Genomic DNA, 17,858 nt, shown 5'->3' with positions numbered 1-17,858 from the left:
TCATCAGCCATTAGGCTATGCATAACGCGGATAACGGCTATCAAGCTGAGGACAATCACGGCGCGCGACATTATTGAAATGATTGCTCGATGCTTCGCGAAGGTGGCGGGATGGGCAGGGAGCTAGACTTTGAAGCGCATGAACATGTCCTGCCGAGGCGATTCGAATGGGTCGATGTCCGCGTCCGGCGGATGGCAGGGCATGTGCCGTCGGCTCGTCGTTCCAGCCCTCGCTGGATTGCTGCTGATGGAGGCGCTCACGGCCTGTACGTATCTGTCCAGTGACGGCCCCGCCCGCGCGACGGTCGAGACCGGCGCCGTCATCAAATCGGAGCGACGCGCGCCCGTCGGGTTCGTCCAGCTCGATCTCAGCGCCGCCGCCGTGAACGCGGCCAATGCGCAGACCCGTGCGCTGACGCCGCTGATGGCGCGTGTCCTGAGCGGCTCTCAGAGCCGGCACGGCAGCATCGGCGTGGGCGACGTCGTGAACATCACGATCTTCGAGGCCAGTGCGGGCGGCCTGTTCATTGCCTCGGAAGGCGGCGCGGCGCGGAGCGGCAACTTCGTGGCGATTCCTCCGCAGCAGGTTGAGGCGAGCGGCTCAATTACGGTGCCTTATGCCGGTCAGGTCGCGGCGGCGGGGCGAACTCCGCAGCAGGTGGCGCGCGACATCACGGAGCGCCTGAAGCAACGTGCCGTCGAGCCGCAGGTCGTCGTCTCCATCGGAGATCGCCGCTCGGGTTCGGTCAGCGTCCTTGGTGACGTCAACCAGCCGACACGGGTGGATATCGATCCCGGCGGCCTGCGCTTGCTCGAAGCCATCACCCGGGGCGGGGGGCCACGCAGCGCCCCCTACGAGACGATCGTCACGCTCAAGCGGGGCAACCGCACGACCCAGACCCTCCTGAGCAGCGTCGTGAAGATCCCGGACCAGAATCCCTATCTTTCGCCGGGCGATATCGTTTTCCTGACCAAGGAGCCACGCTTTTATCTAACGTTGGGTGCGACCCCGGCTCCGGGCTCGCTCGGTGGCTTGAACAACCGTCGCTTCACCTTCGAGAATGATACGATGAGCCTTGCCGAAGCCGCCGCGAAGTCCGGTGGCCTCGATCCGAACCGTGCCGATCCCGGCGCCGTCTTCCTGTACCGGCTCGAGTCCCGCCGGGCGCTCGAGGAGATGGGCGTGGATCTGACCGGCTATGCCGGCAACGAGATCCCGACGATCTATACCTGCGACTTCGGCCGTTCGGATGCGTTCTTCGTTTCGAGCGAGTTCCTGATGCGTAGCCGGGACATCATCTTCGTGGCGGAGGCTCCGGCTGTCGGGCTTCAGCGCTTCACGGCGAGCCTGTCGGGACTGACCAGCAATGCGAGCGCCGTCGCCGCGACCCGCTCGTACTGACCGCGCGGCCCAGGTGCGGAAGGCGCCCGGGCCTTGGCGCCGTTCCCGCCGGCCATCAGGGTGGTCCGCATGCCGAAACACGCGATCTAACGTTTGCGCGTGAGACTTCGGTAGCCCGCCAACCCCGCCTGGGTCAGGGTCATGCTTTCCCCTGTGATCAGGGCGATGTAGCGGTCGCCGCCCAGCTCGAACACCAACATGTTCTCGCGGGCATCGAGGATATGCAGCGGATCCCATTGGAACGGCCTTTCCGGGTCGCGATTGGCTTGCATCGCATCCTGATCGACCGTCAGCGTAAAATCGGATCCCTCCCAGCGCCCGACCAGGTTCGTTCGCAAGGACGTCGCAAGCGCCGGGGGTGCCAGTCTCGCGCGCACGCTCTGGGCTGTTCCGAGCCGAGCGCGGGCGCCGGGCGCCTCTGCGGGGTGGATCGGGCGCCCCTCTTGCGCGCCGCCCGCCCCGCAGGAGGCGCCCAAGGCGAGCACTACGAGGACTACGCGCCTCAGTCGGATCGGCGACACGGCCCGATCGCTAGCGGTCGGCCGCGGGAGCGGCGTCCATGAGGCGCGCGATCAGGTGCCGACACTCCGTCGGCGTGTGGACCCAGTCCTCGGTCACGCGCGCGCCGACGGCCTCCTGAAGCGACCGGAACTGTTCACGATCCAGCGCCCGCAGGGTCTCGGTCAACGCCGTTTCGAGATCGCCTCCCAGGCAAAGGCCGATGCGCCGGGCGGCCAGCCAGCGACCGATGGCCGTGCGCTCCAGCGCGATCGGCACCGTGCCAACCCAGCCGCTTTCGTAGAGGCGATTCGGCAGGAGCCACTCCGAGTTCTGGCCTTCCTCGAAGAAGTCGATCACCCAGGCGAAATCCACCTCGCCGTAGATGCGCGGAAGCTCTTCGGGATTCCGATACGGTCCCTCGAAACGCATGTAGGGCTCAGCGGCGATCATCGCGTCGAAATCCGGAAACTCACGATGGGCCGGACGTCCACGCAGGACGACTTCGAGCGCCCCGTCGAGGCGACGGGATACGGCGGAGAGGATGCGGAAGCTCTTCAGGCAGCGGATCGCGCCGAACCAGCCGATTCGCCAGGGCGCTCCATCGCCCCGGTTGGTCCGCGCGGCAGGCGGCAGGGCCTGCTCGATGAACACCTTGTTCTCGATGAGCTCGATTGGCAGCCTGGCCTGCGAATGGGGCTTAAAGTAATTCTCCACGAAGGCTGGCGAACTGGTGACGAGGGCCGTGGACCGGCGGGCGAGAGCGCCCTCAAGCCAGCGCAGCCCGCGCCCGGCGGGCCCCTGCGAAAGCATCAGCCGGTGGATGTCCAGGCATTCGTAGATCACAGGCGTTCGCGTGCGCCCGCCCCGCACCGCCTGAGCCACCGCCAGCATCTCGAGGTTTCGCGCGACGATGAGATCCGCGCCCTCGACGACGTCTGTCCAGCGGCGCCTGTTGAGCGCCGTCCACACGGTCGCCGCAACGCGCTTCAGGAACCGGCCATCGGCTGTCCGACCGAGGTCATGAGCCGGAACGCCTTCGATCGACGCGACGGGCAGGCCGCGCCGGAAGCCGGCGAGATAGATCTCGGCGCCTCCTGCCTTGAACATGCGGATCCGGCGGCGAACCGCCGGATCGTTCAGATCATGGACGAAGTAGGCGATCCGCATGGGGTCGGGAAGGGGCATGGATCCTCAAAAGCTCGCGGGCCGCGGGCGGCAGCGGCGTCGCTTATCTACTGGAGGGAAAGGGTTATCTCCTGCTCAGCCTGATGCGGTTTGGGGCGTACGTCTATATGATCGTGAAGGGAACTTAGCCCGAACGCATTCGCAGATTTGTGTCGATAGAGCCAGAACCGGTTCTGACTTAGAAGAGGGGAAAACATAGGACTAAATCGAGTTGTTCTAGAGTTTTCAAGTCGGAACTTTTCGAAATATGATTTTTCAATTGTACGTGCAGCGGCTCATACCAATCCTTCAGTTTAGACCGTAGCCATTCAGCGATGTCCCAGTCGAGAGGCTGCGCTCAACAACTCACGGTGGTCTTACAAATTTTCGGTGGGTGATCCCTTGTACTTCTTGAGTATATATTGATGGCGAGAGTTGATGTATTTTCAATGTTCTGCAAGTTGGCAAGCTCTACCAATCAAGTGGCCATCGCGAGAATAGTATCGGTAAAACGCGGCATGCTGTATTTGGTTTCCACAAGCAGGCGAGCTGCTTCCCCCATGGCGCGTGCTTTGTCCGGATTATCAAGCATGAACAGGATCGCCGACTTCATCGCTGCGACGTTCCCGGGTTCGACGAGGAGGCCGGTCTGCTCGGAAATGACAAAGTCGCTCGGAGCGCCTGTTCGCGTGGCGATCACGGGTTTGCCCATCGCCATGGCTTCGACCATGACGGCGTAGCCCGTTGCGTGGTAGGTGTCGGTCAACGGCAGGACGACGCACGACGCCTGACCATAAAGGTTGCGGAGATTGGCTAGGCTCCCGGCTGATCCCATCGATACGTTAGATGGGAGCGCATCTGAAGACGCGGCTTCTCCAATCCATGTACTTCCGGATGCGATCCGAAATTTCGCATCAATCCCGCGGCTGGCAGCTATCAGCGTACTGTAGTCTCGGCCAGCTGCGCCTGCGCTCAGAACAAAACGCGTGTCCAAGGGATCGGTCCGCGTGTAGAATGTGGTATCGACCGCGACGCCTACCACCACCGTTCGAGACCGAGGTGCCCCGAAGCGAGTGATCAGCGTGTCGGCTAAAGCGTGGGAAAGGGGCGCGAACCAGATGTTGTTCATGCGCCGCGCAAATTGCATCCACGTGGAGAACCAGCGCTCTTCGAAGTAGTGACCATGTATGCTTACGACCATTTTGGGGAAAGCGAGCTTCGACGCGGCGACGAGAGTCGCCGGCGCCCCACACTGCTCGGAAACGCAGTAGACCAAACCATTCCGGCCGGCATGATTGATAGCGCCCGCGTGTGAGCGGTAGCGCTGGCGTAGCGCAGTCGCTCGGTTACGGGATAGAGCTGTACCACCCTGGTCATTGGAAAATAGTTTGAAGCCTTGAGTCTCCATATGGGAAAATTCGAGATGTGGTCGCTCTCCTCTGATTACCTCCCCCCGCCAATCCCGGTGATTAAGGGGACCAGCAACAATGCATGAAAAACCGCTCATCTGCATTCTCCGGAGCTGTGAAATTAAGTCTTTTAGGGATTTAGCCAAACATATCAGCGTAATAGATGTATCGTTTTGCTGAATAAATCATTGGCTGCACCGCTAAGACTAGTTGACATTAGTTGTTATAGTGGCTATGCGGTCCTCGATTGTGTGCGAATTATGTCTATGTGGTCGGTAATTTCGGCCATGACACGGTTCGATTTGCAAGATAAGATATCAATAGCATGGCAGTAAAGCTTTGACCCGCAAAGCCCTATCGCTGGTGGCCAGCATATTTACGGGCAATCATACCGTGCCGACATAATTGCTACCCACGGTGAGCAACTTGCCTCCAACGTCACAGGTGTTCCCCATCTCTCGGGCACGCCCATCGAGATCGGGTGGAGACAGGTCCTACAGCTTCCCAGATATGAAGTATGTTCGATTTTTCTCATATTTCTTCGTTCCAAATAATGCTACAAATTGGTTCCAGTGGCATTGGTTTCCTTCTTGCTCATGACACATCCATGCACAGCAGTTCAAAGGTTGGTAGCTTTCGCACATGGTATGCGGTCTACGTTCCCTCTTTCGGGTGCGGCAGCAATCCCATCAGGTTCCGCGCGTTGTCGTGAAGGTTCATTCTGAGGCGGTAGATGACTCGTAAATTTCTTGTCTTAGTCGGCGTTCTTCTCCCGATTGAAGCAGCGGCCGAGTCGCTACCCTCCAATATTGACCCCGCTGACTTGGGTCTTCCGACATTCGAGGAGACGTGGCAAAGCCTCGACGCCTCGGAGATGTGGAGAAAGCCGGCTAAACCCACGCGTTGGCGTACCGTTCATGGCGCTGGCGACCCGACCAAGGAAGCCTATCGCACGGGAAGTGCAGGAAGCATCTTCGTCGATTCATCCTTCACGGGCGTCATGGACGGCAAGTTGCTCGATAAGCCACTCGGCCTCAATCCGTTCACCCTAGATCCGGGCAAATCCGTCACCATCGTTGGCACACCGGTGCCAGAAAACCTAAAATCCATAATGTTCGGCCGCAGCTATATGGCCGGACTTCTCACGACCAAATTCTCGTTCTCGCAACTATTCGGCTACTTCGAGGTCAAGGCAAAAATTCCGTCTGGTAAAGGTATGTGGCCTGCGTTCTGGCTGATGCCAGTCAAAGGTCAGTGGCCCGCGAATGGGGAGCTCGATGTGTTCGAGGGGCTAGGCCAAGCAAACGAGATCCACACCACCGTCCATTCCGCCCCTGACGGCAAGCACGTTCAAACAGGAAAGAAGGTTGTGCTCCCCTTTGACGTCGGCGGTCCCGGCTCAGATTGGCATACGTACGGTGCGGCGTGGACTGCCAAGGAGATCGTTTGGTACGTAGACCGAAAAGAAGTGTTCCGGACCACGACACCGTCGGACATGAAGCAGGTCCCGATGTACCTCCTCCTCAACCTCGCCATCGGCGGCAAGTGGGGCGGCTGGCCGGACGAGACGACACCCTGGCCCGGGGAATTCGTGATCCAGCGCGTCAGCGCCTGGAAGCTGCCGGGCTGAGATCGTGCCGCGCAAGGCCCCCTCCGACTCTCCTCCGTCGGCGCCGTCAGGCGTTTCGGCCCTGGCGCGTGGGCTCGCCCTCGGCCTCGCCCTCGTGATGAGCCCGGCGCAGGCCGAACCGGGTGTGACGGCATCCCCGCAGGCCGGCCGCATCGAGGGCGTGCAGCTTTGGAAGCTGCCGCCCACGCCCAACGGCCTCGTCCCATCCCAGAGCTGGCATGCGACCGGATCGGCGCCGAACGGCGATCTCTACGTGGCCGGCATGGACCATCGCACCAACGCGGCCCTGTACCGCCTGCCGGCAGGCCGGGATGACCTGCGCCTCGTCGGCGACGCCCGCTCGGCCTCCGAGGCCGCGGGCAATTGGCACCCGAGCGAGACGGCGGAGAAGTTCCACACCCGCCCGACCTTCATGAACGGCAAGGTCTATGTCGCGACCATGGATTCCTCCGGTCTCGACGCTGATTACAAGGCGAAGCGGGGCTTCCACTGGTACGCCTACGATCCCGACACGGACCACTTCACCGACCTCAGCGCACGGGAGAAGGGCGGCACCGGCCTTCCGCACGGAAGCGTGGTCACCCTCGCCGCGGACCCCGCCCGGAACGCGCTGTTCGGCGCCATCGTGCCGACCGGCGAGGTCGTGCGATACGACGCGACCGGCGGCGTGACCGCATCGCTTGGCCGCCCCGCGGGCTACGATCGCCCGTTCCTCTACGTGAACCGCTTCATGTTCACCGACGCGAAGGGACGCCTGTACGGTTCGGCCGGAGCAGGGCCGGGCTACGCAGCCGGGATCTATGCCCATCTCTACCGCTACGAGCCGGGGGTTGGCCCGGTGCCGCGGCCCGACCTGCCGCTGGTCGAGCCCCGCGCCCTCGAGACCGGCCGCTGCTTTCCCGATCGCCAACTCTGCTTCGCCGCCGATAGCCGGGGACACCTCTACCGCTTCAGCGAGGATGCGGCAGGCGACACGATCGCCTGGACTGCCATCGGGCAAGTGACGATGGAGCGGCCCGGCTCGTTCCTCTGGATGTTCCAGGTCGATCCCGCCGGGGCGACGGCCTACGCGGCCGCGACGAGCTACGCACCCGATGCTGGACCGGCTTCGCTCTACGAGGTCGACCTCGCGACCGGACGCTCGACGCGCCTATGCAGCCTCGCCGACCTCGATCCCCGGCTCTCCGCCCTGAACGTCCATACCGGATACGATGCCTGGGACGCGCAGGGGCGCTTCGCCTTCGCGAGCTTCGCCGGCGAGGGCGAGAGCGAGGTCCTGCTGACGCGGGTCGATCCCGCGCAACTGAAGGCGGCCCTGCGCGCCCGATGTCGTGATGCCGCCTGCACGCCGTGAGATATCGGGTTGCGGAGCGGATTCGGGGCAGCACATCCTCTACGATCGATCACACGGCTACGGTCAAACTCAGGATCCCACGCGAATGGACGGCCTCGCCCCCGACGACGTCACGGTCTGCATCTGCACCTATCGGCGGGCGACCCTTGTGCAGGCGATACAGTCTGTCGCCACCCAATGTCGCCACGTCGTGGTGATCGACAACGATGCGGCCGGATCGGCCCGGTCCCTGGTGGCGTGGTGCGACGAGCATTTGCCCTGCGCCGTGACCTATGTGCACGCCCCCGACCGCAACATCTCGGTCGCCCGCAACGCCGCCCTGGACGCCACGCCGACGCGCTGGCTCGCGTTTCTCGACGACGATGAAGTCGCCGCTCACGATTGGCTCGAACGTCTGGTCGCCGGCCGGGACGGGCAGGCCGTCGTCATCGGGCAGGTGGTCGCGGTGTACGGGGAAGGGCTGCCCGGCTGGGCTCCCAGCCTGGATTTCCACAGCAACCGGATCGCCGATGCCGGACGGATCGACAACGCCTATACGTCGAATGCCCTGATCGACCTCGATTTCGTGCGCCGGCACCAGATCCGGTTTGCGGTGGAATGCGGGGTGACCGGCGGCGAAGACACGTTGTTCTTCCGCAGCATCACGACCGCCGGCGGGGGCATGGCCTACCGACCGGACAGCATCGTCTACGAGGACGTCACGCCGGGGCGCGCGACCTTGTCCTGGGTGATGCGGCGTAAGTTCCGGTCCGGGCAGACGCATGCCCTGATGCTGTCGCGGTTCGACAAACGGGCGCGCGCCCGGCTGCCGCTGACCTCCACCGCCAAGGCCGTCTACTCGGCCCTGAGGGCGGCCCTTGTCCTGCCACGGCCGACCCGCGCGATCTGGTGGCTCGCCCGCGGCGCGCTCCATGCCGGCGCGTCCGCTTACTGCCTGAAGCCGCGGATCCTGGAGGAGTACCGCCAAGCCTGAGCCGGTGGCAGGGGAGCGTCCGCTCGTCTCGCCGAGGGACGGAGCGGTGCCGGAGAGAGGCGCAGGACCGCCAGCCGGGGCGACCGATCCAGGTTGCGCGGAACCGCGCGAACCTGCGTCTGCCGACGGCTCCGATTTCTAAAGAATCCGGCTTTCTAAAGAATCCCGCCCGGAGACGATTCGAGATCTCGGGCGCGGTGATCGCGCCGGGCCAGTTCGTGGTCGAGTCCGACATCAAGAAGGTGCAGCATCTCACCGGCGGCCGCGCGCTGCGGGTGCGCGAAGGGGCACGGGGTCAGGCCGGTGACGTGCTGATCCGTCTCGACGAAACCCAGACCCGGGCGAGCTCGACATCATCCTGAAGGCGCTGGACGAACTCTCGGCTCACCGCGCCCGCGACGAGGCGGAGCGCGACGGGGCGGCCACCATCACCTTCCCGCCCGCGTTGCTGGTACGTGCGGCCACCGACCCGGCCGTGGCCCATTTGACCGAGGGTGAGACCCGACTGTTCACGGCGCGCAAGGTCGTCTTCGTCACCGGCAAGTTGCGGGCGTCGCGCGAACACCGCCGGGATTTGGTGATCCGCCTCCAGTTCCGATCAAGCGGAAAGCGATTTTATCGATGCGTTCGCGACGTCGGTTGCGATGAATCCCGTCGATCGACGAAGCAGATCCCTCCATCCATCCTCCTGTAACCAAATATCCACCGGAAACCTGCTTAACTGTGAGGCCTCAGCCGGAGGCTTAGGACCACCTCACCATGAAAGCAGAAATAAAACCAGATTACACGCCATCGGTCGATGACGAGGCCGAGCGCGTTCGCGACATCTTCGTGAAGTCTTTTCGGCGATCCGAAAGTGACCTCGATCGTCTCCTGCCAAAGAATTTTACGAGCACGCTTTCCCAACGCGACGAGGCTGACAAGCCGACTGCCGGGGACGAGTTCGACTGGTCGGTCACCCTCGCGAATGTCGAAAAGATCGTCGAGGCTGCGGCTTCGAGTCGGACGTCCACCCTCGCTGCCGAACGGCGCGCGGAGATCGCCGAGGCCAAGGCCAAGGAAGCCCTGCACTGGCTGAGAGTCCTGCACGAAGCCGTGCTCCGAGGGCTTCCCGACGCGACATCGGAGACGGCCGTCGGCTGACCGGCCCGACCATCTCCGGCGCAGGCCTTCTTGAGCAGGGACGGTGATGTGACCGCTTCGGAGGATGCGCACCCCGGGCCGCCGAGACTTGCCCGCGAGACTGCCTGTGGGGAAGGACCGCCGTGCGAGCGGTCGCATCGGCGGGCGCGAACGCGAGGCGTTGATTTGCTTCCCCCGTCGTCCGCGGCCTCCGCGATCTTGCCCCGGACAGCGGACCATGGTGGCGTCGATTCACGACAATACCGGTCCGTTCTATTAGCGACGCATTAAGCCGATTTGCGCAGAGATGAGGCGAAGGTATCATCGGCCAAGAACCGGCCGGTTGTTCTGGTAGGTTCAGCGCGCTCCTCGGTTCATGCGTGTGGCGGCGTTAGTCCCGCGAGAGCGGGGTGAAGGAGATGCGTCATGGCGTTCATTGTCCTATCGGCGATCGGCGGCGGCGTGGGGATCGGTGCCCTGATGTTGTCCTACGGATTCGGCACCGCGCTGGCCTGCGCCATTCCCGGCGGGAGCCTCTGCGCCGCCGTGGCAGCCTTCGTCTTGATGGCGCGTCGCGGAGAGGATTGGGCGGGCGAGGATTGCGAAGACGATGAACCGGTCGATGATCAGACGGACCAGATGGTGAAAGCCCTGCGCGAAATCGCGCAGCGGGGCGACCTGGACCGCGCGAAGCCGGCGGGCAAGCAATCCCGCGCCGCCTGAGGGGCGGATTCGCGAGGCCGCACGGCGCCTGGGCGAAGCCCGAAGCCGTCATCCCGAAGGAAGCGACCCGCTTCGGTATGCTCGAGCGGCGACGCGGGTCGCGGCGTGGCCCGGTTCAGGCGCCGCGGCGCCTGACCCGGCGAAGGACGCGGGTGATGTCGCGGGCATACAGAAGCGCCGCGCCACCGCCGACGACCACACTGCAGGCCAGCACTTGCAGCATTTCGGTCTGAGAATGACCGGCGAGCAGGGTCGCGCAGAGGCGCTGCGTGGCGACCGCACTTCCAAGCCCGAGCCCGAGCGGCAGGATGACGTGCCGCAGGTAGACCATGGCGGATGTCGCGCTATCGTGGCGGGTCAGAGTCACGGCAATGCCGCAGAAGACGGCGTTCTTGATCGCGACGCCGGCGGCGATCCAAACGAGGCCGTATCCGGAGAGCGCCGCCACGGCTCCCAGGCCGATTGAAACCGAGGCGAGCGCGTAGGCGAGGAGCGCCCGGTTCCGATTTCGCACCGCGAGCAGTGAGCCGTGGATCGAGCCATAGATCCGACAAAGCCCCGACACCGCCAGGATGGCGGCGGCGGGTGCGGCCTCGACCCAGCGCGGGCCGAAAGCCCACCGGATCAAGACCGCGTCGAAGGCCACAAAGAGCATGACGGGAAGGCCGAAGATCAGCGTCGTGAGCCGGATCGAGGTTTCGGTCATGCGCGTACGCTCGGCCAAGTCGCCCTGGGCGAAGGCCGGCTGATAGAGCATCGAGCTGAACGAGGCCGACGCCGTGATGAGGATCGTCTCGATCCGCTTGCCCAGGTTGTAGGCGCCGACGAGGGCCGGCGAGAGGAAGGATGCGACCACGAGTGTGTCGGCGTAGCTGTTGGCGGTGCCGACGAGCCGCACCATCGAGGCGTAAGTCGCTTCGGGCGCCAGGTGCGCCAGCGGCCCGAATCTAAAGCTTGGCCGCTCGAGTTCGGCGCCCCCGGCCCGGACGAGGAGCAGGAAGCCGCAGAGCGATTGCAGCAGATAGTAGAGGACGAGCCCGGCCAGGGCGTGCCCGGCCACCGCGAGGGCACTGCCGCTGACCGCCGCCACCGCGTTCGCCGTTAGAGTGCGCATCGCCAATCGACGAAGCGCCCGCTGCCGGGTCACGACCGCCTGCGGGAGAACGGTCGCGAGGTCGAAGAACAGCTTCGGGGTCAGCACCAGAAGGGCGGGCAGGATCTCGGCGAAATCCGGCCGGTGATGGCTCACGAGGAGCAGCAACCCGGCATAGACCGCCGCCGCCGCCCCGCCGGAGACCAGCAGCAGGCCGAAGGCGGCGCGGTCCTGACCGGGATCGGCCCGACGCAGCAGCAACTCATAGAGTCCCTGTGGGCAGAGGGCCTTGAGGATTTCAGCCAGGGAGATGGCTACGGCCACAGCCCCCACCTGCCAAGCCTCCGCCGTCCGGGCGAACACGACGAAGAGTCCGAACGGGATGAAGACGGTGGCGGCCGCATTGAGCAGCGACCAGAGCAGCGGACCGAGCATATCTGTCAAACCTCGGCGTGGAACCGACCCATCCGGATCGCAGAGCGGAATGGTCCGGCATCGGTGCGACTGTCGAGCGGGTTCGCGCCAACCCCGTGAGAGACGAGCCTGGAGCGTGCATCCGAGCGCGGGCCGGGGTTAGGCGGAGACGGCCGATCGTGATCCGCGCCTAGGCTTGGAGGAAGGCATCGGACGCTTCCATGGCATCTCGGATCGATCCTGTGAAGAGCCCCTACTTTCGACAGTTCATTGGAAAAATAAATTCAGACCAACTCAAGCATTAATTCCCGATTCACTGAGTCTTTGAGCATAATCCCAAATGCGTATTCTGCTGGCAATGCGTACAATTTGACCGATTGAGTCCACTGAAGCTTCGATTCCGCGAATTACTGGTCATCACAAGAGATCTTGTTCGAGGAAAAGCCATGGCGAAGCAAGCGTACATCAACTCTGCCGGCCGGAGCCTGTTTGTCAGCGGCGCGACGACAAAAGGATTTCTTGGGACGGCAAAGGGCGCGACGGTCGGCACGTCGGGGAACGACGGCCTGCGCACCGGTGGTTCCAGCACGCTCGCGGGTGAGGACGGCGACGACACCTACTACATCTACACGAACAAGGACGTCGTCATCGAGAAGGCGGGCAAGGGGATCGATACCGTCGTCTCCACGGCGGACCATTACGTCCTGCCGGACAACGTCGAGAACCTCACGGTCCTCGGACATTCGGGAACCGGCAACAAGTTGGACAACATCATCAAGGCCGCCGGCACCGGCCGGCAGACCCTCAACGGGGGGGCCGGAAACGATGTGATCATCGCCGGCGCCGGCAAGGACACGATCCTCGTGGCCAAAGGCAGCGGATCGGACGTGATCTACAGCTTCGATGTCCGGCAGGACATCGTTCAGCTCAACGATTACGCGGACCTGAACAGCTTCGCCAAACTCAAGTCGCAGATGAGCCAGGTCGGCGCCGATGTGGTGATCAAGCTCGGCAGCGAGACGCTGACCCTGCGCGACGTCTCCGTCTCAAGTCTCAAGGCCGAAAATTTCAGCCTTCCAGTCGACATGTCTAAATTCGCGCAGACCTTCGGCGACGAGTTCAATGCCTTCAACTGGTACAACAGCCTGACGCCGACCGCGACGCCGACCGGCGTCTGGCGCACGGAGTTCGGCTTCGGCGGTGTCGGCAGCCAGACCAGCCGGACCATGAACGGCGGCGAACAGGTCTATCTTGACGCCGCCTGGGATGCGGTCGGCCTCAACCCCTTCTCGGTCGACAACGGCGTTCTGACCATCACGGCGAAGAAGACGCCCGAGCAGTACAAGCCGATGCTCTGGAACGAGAACTACGTCTCCGGTGTCATGACCACGAAGATGTCGTTCGCCCAGCAGTACGGCTACTTCGAGATCCGCGCCGAACTGCCCGCCGGACAAGGCTACTGGCCGGCCTTCTGGCTGATGCCGACCGACAATTCCTGGCCGCCGGAACTCGACGTTTTCGAGGTGCTCGGCAAGGACCCGAACACCATTTACGCCACCGCCCACAGCGCTCAGACCGGCAAACGTGTCGAGGCCCAGAGCATCATCACCTCCGTGGACACCTCGAAGGGCTTCCACACCTACGGCGTGAACTGGCAGGCCGACAAGATCACTTGGTACATCGACGGCAATCAGGTTGCGCAGACGGCGACGCCGGCCGACATGCACAAGCCGATGTACATGATCGCCAACCTCGCCATGGGCGGCAGCTGGGGCGGCGCGACCGACGCCACCACGCCCGCGGTCGGCCGCATGAACATCGATTACATCCGCGCCTATGCAGCCAAATCGGGCAGCGCCGACGCACCCCTCGCCACCCCGGCTCCGGATACCGTGCCGGCACCGGCTCCGAAGCCCGTCGTTCCGGTCGCGCCCGCCGCACCGGTCGTACCGGCGACGTTGAAGGTCGCGGATCTCGGAGCCGGTTCGGCGGCCGGGGGCGCCAAGCTCGTGCTGACGGGCAGCGCGGCCGCCAACACGACGGTGACCGTCTATTCGAACCAGAACGAGATCGGCTCCGGCAAGGTGGATGCGAGCACGGGCCAGTTCGCCCTTACGCTCAACAACCTCAACGCGGGAAGCCACGAGGTGACGATCCGGACCGGGGATGGCGCTGTCAGCAATGCCGTCACGGTCGCGGTCGGGACCGCCAGCCAGATTGCCGGCCAACTCGGAACGCTCGCGACCAAGACCAATCTCGGTGGCATCTATCTGACCGACAGCCGTGAGCTTCCGGTCGACAGCGTCGCGACGATCAACAGCCTCCTGGCCAGCAGCAAGGCGGCCCTGGCGGCCATCAAGGGAGGCTACAGCTTCACCATCACCCGTCAGTCCGGGACTTCGACCTACGACGCAGATTACGACGCGAACGGCGCCTTCGTTTCGAGCACATCATCAACCTTCGCGAATGGATTGATCGCCAGCAAGGTCGTGACCTACGCGGACAGGTCGACCGAGACGTTCAGCTACACCAACGGCAAGCTGGTGCGAGAGGTCGAAACGCACGCCGACGGGACCAAGGAGGTCTACCTCAGCAACGTGACGGGACAGGCCTACGTCTCTGCCCACGAGAAGTATGCTGCCGACAACACGCTGTTGTCGATCGAGCGGTCGGCGGCCAACGGCGCTTCGACCTATAAGTACGAATTCGACACCGACAGCGGAAGCAAGACGACGGAGATTTTCGCGCCCAACGGCACGTTGTCGAACCGCTCGATCTCGAGCAGCGACGGGACTCTGACGCAGCAGAAGTACGTCAACGATGTCATCCAGTCCGAGCACAAGACCTATGCCGCGGGCTCGCCGATCGTCGCCGACCTGAAGACGTTCACGAACGGCGTCCTGACACAGGAGACGTTCCGGAACGCCGACGCTTCGAGCGACACCTTCCTCTACAACGTCACGGGCCGGGCCTACACGCAGCAGCACACCGCCTTCGATACCAACGGGAAGGTCAAGTTCATCGACCAGACGCTCAAGGACGGATCACATCTGCAAACCGGCTACCAGTTGGACCAGGCGTTCGTGTCGACGGAGAAGGTCGCCGACACGTTCAAGGGTCTCGGCTCTGACACCTTCACGTTCCACGGCGATTTCGGCAAGGATGTCATCCAGGGCTTCCATTTCGGGAACCCGGCCACCCGGGACGTCATCCATATCGACCGGGATTTGGCCAGCGACTTCAATCAACTCTCGATCACCGCGGTCGGCGCCGACACGGTCATCACCTTTGATGCCTATGACAGCATCACGCTGAAGCAGGTCTCCCCGGCACAGCTTACGCACGATTACTTCATGTTCGTCTGAGCGCAGCCGAAGCGCCCAGGACTCAAGACTTCCTGGAAGAGCAAACCCTGACGCAACACTCGAGGATCAGAGCCGTACACGATGGGGAAAATCCATCGTGTACGGCTTCACGAATGTGTCTCCTCGACATCCCGGAAGGCGGCGACGGTCGCGCGCTTGATCTCGGGCCACATTTCTTCAGGCAAGAAAAACAAGCGCGCCAGCGAAACGAGCCCGATGCTCAGCACAAGACACAAAAGCCCCACCGGCTCATCCGGATCTTCACGGTCATACCAGAGCGGATCGGGATCGAGGATCACGGCGCAATCTCATAAAACGAAAAGTGATGTTGGCTTTGCTTGTTTAGACCACGAGTCGCTGTTGGAGTCCATGCCAGCGTTAAGGTGCAGTTTATTATAATCGAGTTCTGCCGCACCGTGGGATGCCAAATTCGTTAGAATTTCCTCCCCCGGGAGAACCACACAGAATTCATGAGACGGGCAAGCCGTGCCGCATTCGGAAAGCGGGACGCGGTAGGGGCGGTGCTTGCAGGCGGGCATGGGCCGCACCTTCGATGCAGTGTCTCACACCGATCCGTCGCTCCTCCGGTCTGCCACGTTTCGGTTTAGCCTCGACATTGCGCCGGCTCGGCGATCTCGCCATCGGCCTGATGGTTTGAAAACCGCATCGCCGGTCCAGTGGCAGAGAACATCAGCGGCGTGGGCGTCGACGAACCTGCCGCGTGATCAGGTTTGGGGTGATTAAGTTTTGGGTGATTTGAAACAAATTTCAGCGCCACTAGAGACCTGAGACTCGATATTGCGTTATATGTCTCAAGCCGCAGATGGGCGCGGCACTTTAGTGGACGCCATCATGTTGCTCTTGGCCAGTTTTTATTTGGCAGGTCTGGCAATTTTCCTCGAGATCATCGCCTCGGCTCCGACCTCAGACGGCTCGCCGCTTCGCGATTAGGCTTGAGGGGGGCCAAAAATTAAACAGCACTCTCGTTGCGAGGGGCTATTCCGATCCTACCGCCTCCGCGGTCGCCTTCACTGGTCGAGCACGTTGCGAAAAGGCCGGCTTTTTTTTAGAACTGCCCTGCTGGTCTCGGCTGCATGGAAGGCCGCGACAGCATGGGCCGGCATGAGACAGCAGTCGATCCCTGGTTCTCATTCGACGCACAGCGGCAAACCCTTGCTCGCTCGACACATCCTGTTCGGCTCAAAGACGGACCGCCGTAGATCCATGACTTTCAGCTGAATTTTTCTTCAAGGCTGCGCTCGACATTGTCCTCACGGCCCATATCGTCTATCGCTCCATTTGGACTCTAGACCTACAGCAACTCAGCGAGCGCCTTTCGTCGTGTCCAAGGGGCCTGTGGTCGTTGCTTTCGGAAGCGCGAAGGCTTGATGCGCATCGTCGATATACTCGTAGCCGGCTTCATCTTTACGGCGACCCTGTTTGCTGAGACGGTCGGCTCGGTCCCGTTGTATTTTTGTATGGTCGGCCTGAGCTGCGCCTTCCTCATCTATCCACATAAATTGGTTGAAACCCTGCGGATGACGGGGATCGTGCCCTGGCTCTTCCCAGGATTTCTGGCGCTTTCCGCGTTGTGGTCGCTCGTCCCGGACACGACTCTACGTTTCGCGTTGCAGAGCAGTCTGACCCTGCTGTTCGCGGCTCAAATCACGCGATTGGTCAACCGACAGCAATTTGCGGTGATCATGCTCGCGGTTTGCGGGGCGGTGTGTGTCGCAAGTCTGGTTTCCGGCCGGATGGGCATGGACGGGCTGACGGGTCGAATGAACCTCGTCGGCGTTCTCTCCCACAAGAACAGTCTCGGCTATTGCGCCTCCCTGCTTGCGATCATCTCGGCTGCCATCCTCACGAACGCGACCTCGACACCCCTATGGCGCTGCCTGGCGGCCCTAGGCCTCCTGATCGGCTGCGTTACGGCCCTCAAATCCGGATCGGTCGGCGCCCTCGCCGCCCTGACGATGGGCATCCTGACCTTCGTCGCTCTCAGCTTGCCGGGTCTTTATCCAGCTCGCCAACGGGCTTCCGTCGTCGAAATTTCGGCTCTGATTGGAGCCGCGGCGTTGGTGGGCCTCGGCCTCGGCGCCTACTTCTTCCGTGACGCGCTGCTTGCAGCCGTCGGGAAGGATGCGACCCTGACCGGGAGGACGACGCTCTGGTTCTACGCCGAGCGGATCTGGCCCGAGCGCCCCCTCTTAGGAATGGGCGGTGCGAGCTTCTGGGTACAGGGATATGGCCCTGCCGAGGCTCTCTGGCGCCTGATGATGATCAAGAGCCGTACCGGCTTCCACTTCCACAATCTGATCTATCAGACTTTGGTGGAAACGGGGCTGGTCGGCCTCGGTCTCCTGGGCCTCTACATCGCGGATGCGCTGCGACACGCCCTGTCGACCTTGAGGAACAACTTCAGCACGATGGCGGCGCTGTATCTGTCCATCGCCCTCTATACGTTGATCATTCAGATGCAGGGCGTCGACCTGATGCAGCCCTTTGCGCCGGCCTTCCTCGTTTTCGCGGTGTCGGCCTTCTACGCCAAACAGAGCGCGGCCGCCCGGCTGCACGCAGCATCCGGCCCGGCCATCACGGGCCGGATGCCCGTGCCGGTCCAGGTCCATCCGACCGTCGGAGCGTCCTGATTGTGCCGGCACTTCTAAAGTTTGTGCGATGCAGCGCGAGGTTCCGCGAGGCTGGGGC

The 17,858-nt window shown here is 63.0% G+C and carries 13 protein-coding genes and 1 pseudogene; 9 read left to right on the top strand and 5 right to left on the bottom strand.

The window, feature by feature from the left end:
* Nucleotides 1-381 precede the first annotated feature (381 nt).
* Complete coding sequence (locus tag OVA30_RS02805) at nt 382-1,401, top strand: polysaccharide biosynthesis/export family protein (RefSeq protein ID WP_268174541.1); 1,020 nt, start codon at nt 382-384, stop codon at nt 1,399-1,401.
* 86 nt (nt 1,402-1,487) lie between these two features.
* Here the strand turns inward: OVA30_RS02805 and OVA30_RS02800 are convergent, their stop codons facing one another.
* The 3 genes from OVA30_RS02800 to OVA30_RS02790 form a co-directional block, all read right to left on the bottom strand.
* Nucleotides 1,488-1,739 (bottom strand): hypothetical protein, encoded by a 252-nt coding sequence (locus OVA30_RS02800; RefSeq protein ID WP_268174540.1) that lies wholly within the window; start codon nt 1,737-1,739, stop codon nt 1,488-1,490.
* A 193-nt stretch (nt 1,740-1,932) separates the two neighbouring features.
* Nucleotides 1,933-3,087: a glycosyltransferase gene (locus OVA30_RS02795; protein WP_268174539.1), complete on the bottom strand. Its 1,155-nt coding sequence runs from the start codon at nt 3,085-3,087 to the stop codon at nt 1,933-1,935.
* A gap of 457 nt (nt 3,088-3,544) precedes the next feature.
* Nucleotides 3,545-4,573: a glycosyltransferase family 4 protein gene (locus tag OVA30_RS02790; RefSeq protein WP_268174538.1), complete on the bottom strand. Its 1,029-nt coding sequence runs from the start codon at nt 4,571-4,573 to the stop codon at nt 3,545-3,547.
* Nucleotides 4,574-5,208: 635 nt separating this feature from the next.
* Between OVA30_RS02790 and OVA30_RS02785 the strand changes: the two genes are divergently transcribed.
* The 6 genes and pseudogenes from OVA30_RS02785 to OVA30_RS02760 all read left to right on the top strand — a co-directional run bounded on the left by OVA30_RS02785 (nt 5,209) and on the right by OVA30_RS02760 (nt 10,277).
* Nucleotides 5,209-6,105: a glycoside hydrolase family 16 protein gene (locus OVA30_RS02785; RefSeq protein WP_268174537.1), complete on the top strand. Its 897-nt coding sequence runs from the start codon at nt 5,209-5,211 to the stop codon at nt 6,103-6,105.
* A 4-nt stretch (nt 6,106-6,109) separates the two neighbouring features.
* Nucleotides 6,110-7,459 carry a hypothetical protein gene (locus OVA30_RS02780; RefSeq protein ID WP_268174536.1) on the top strand — a complete coding sequence of 450 codons (1,350 nt, stop codon included), beginning with the start codon at nt 6,110-6,112 and terminating at the stop codon, nt 7,457-7,459.
* Between the two features lie 85 nt (nt 7,460-7,544).
* Nucleotides 7,545-8,432 carry a glycosyltransferase family 2 protein gene (locus tag OVA30_RS02775; RefSeq protein ID WP_268174535.1) on the top strand — a complete coding sequence of 296 codons (888 nt, stop codon included), beginning with the start codon at nt 7,545-7,547 and terminating at the stop codon, nt 8,430-8,432.
* Between the two features lie 182 nt (nt 8,433-8,614).
* A pseudogene (locus OVA30_RS02770) lies at nt 8,615-8,952 on the top strand (HlyD family type I secretion periplasmic adaptor subunit); the annotation flags it as partial.
* A gap of 239 nt (nt 8,953-9,191) precedes the next feature.
* Entirely contained in the window at nt 9,192-9,575 is a 384-nt protein-coding gene (locus OVA30_RS02765; protein ID WP_268174534.1) for a hypothetical protein, read from the top strand.
* A 405-nt stretch (nt 9,576-9,980) separates the two neighbouring features.
* The gene (locus tag OVA30_RS02760; protein ID WP_268174533.1) at nt 9,981-10,277 is read left to right on the top strand and encodes a hypothetical protein; all 297 of its coding nucleotides are present in this window, start codon (nt 9,981-9,983) and stop codon (nt 10,275-10,277) included.
* A gap of 115 nt (nt 10,278-10,392) precedes the next feature.
* On the opposite strand, the gene OVA30_RS02755 is transcribed toward OVA30_RS02760, so the two are convergent.
* Nucleotides 10,393-11,805 (bottom strand): oligosaccharide flippase family protein, encoded by a 1,413-nt coding sequence (locus OVA30_RS02755; RefSeq protein ID WP_268174532.1) that lies wholly within the window; start codon nt 11,803-11,805, stop codon nt 10,393-10,395.
* Nucleotides 11,806-12,230: 425 nt separating this feature from the next.
* On the opposite strand from OVA30_RS02755, the gene OVA30_RS02750 reads away from it, so the two are divergent.
* A complete protein-coding gene (locus OVA30_RS02750) occupies nt 12,231-15,149 on the top strand; it encodes a family 16 glycosylhydrolase (RefSeq protein ID WP_268174531.1) in 2,919 nt (972 codons plus the stop codon).
* A gap of 107 nt (nt 15,150-15,256) precedes the next feature.
* On the opposite strand, the gene OVA30_RS02745 is transcribed toward OVA30_RS02750, so the two are convergent.
* On the bottom strand, nt 15,257-15,448 hold the full coding sequence (locus tag OVA30_RS02745) for a hypothetical protein (protein WP_268174530.1): 192 nt from the start codon (nt 15,446-15,448) through the stop codon (nt 15,257-15,259).
* Nucleotides 15,449-16,537: 1,089 nt separating this feature from the next.
* Here OVA30_RS02745 and OVA30_RS02740 point away from each other — a divergent pair.
* A complete protein-coding gene (locus tag OVA30_RS02740) occupies nt 16,538-17,800 on the top strand; it encodes an O-antigen ligase family protein (RefSeq protein ID WP_268174529.1) in 1,263 nt (420 codons plus the stop codon).
* The last annotated feature ends 58 nt before the right edge of the window (nt 17,801-17,858 follow it).

This window comes from Methylorubrum sp. SL192 (genome assembly GCF_026672325.1).
In the GTDB taxonomy this organism is placed as follows: Bacteria; Pseudomonadota; Alphaproteobacteria; order Rhizobiales; family Beijerinckiaceae; genus Methylobacterium; species Methylobacterium extorquens.
This window is presented reverse-complemented; position numbering and strand designations above follow the sequence as displayed.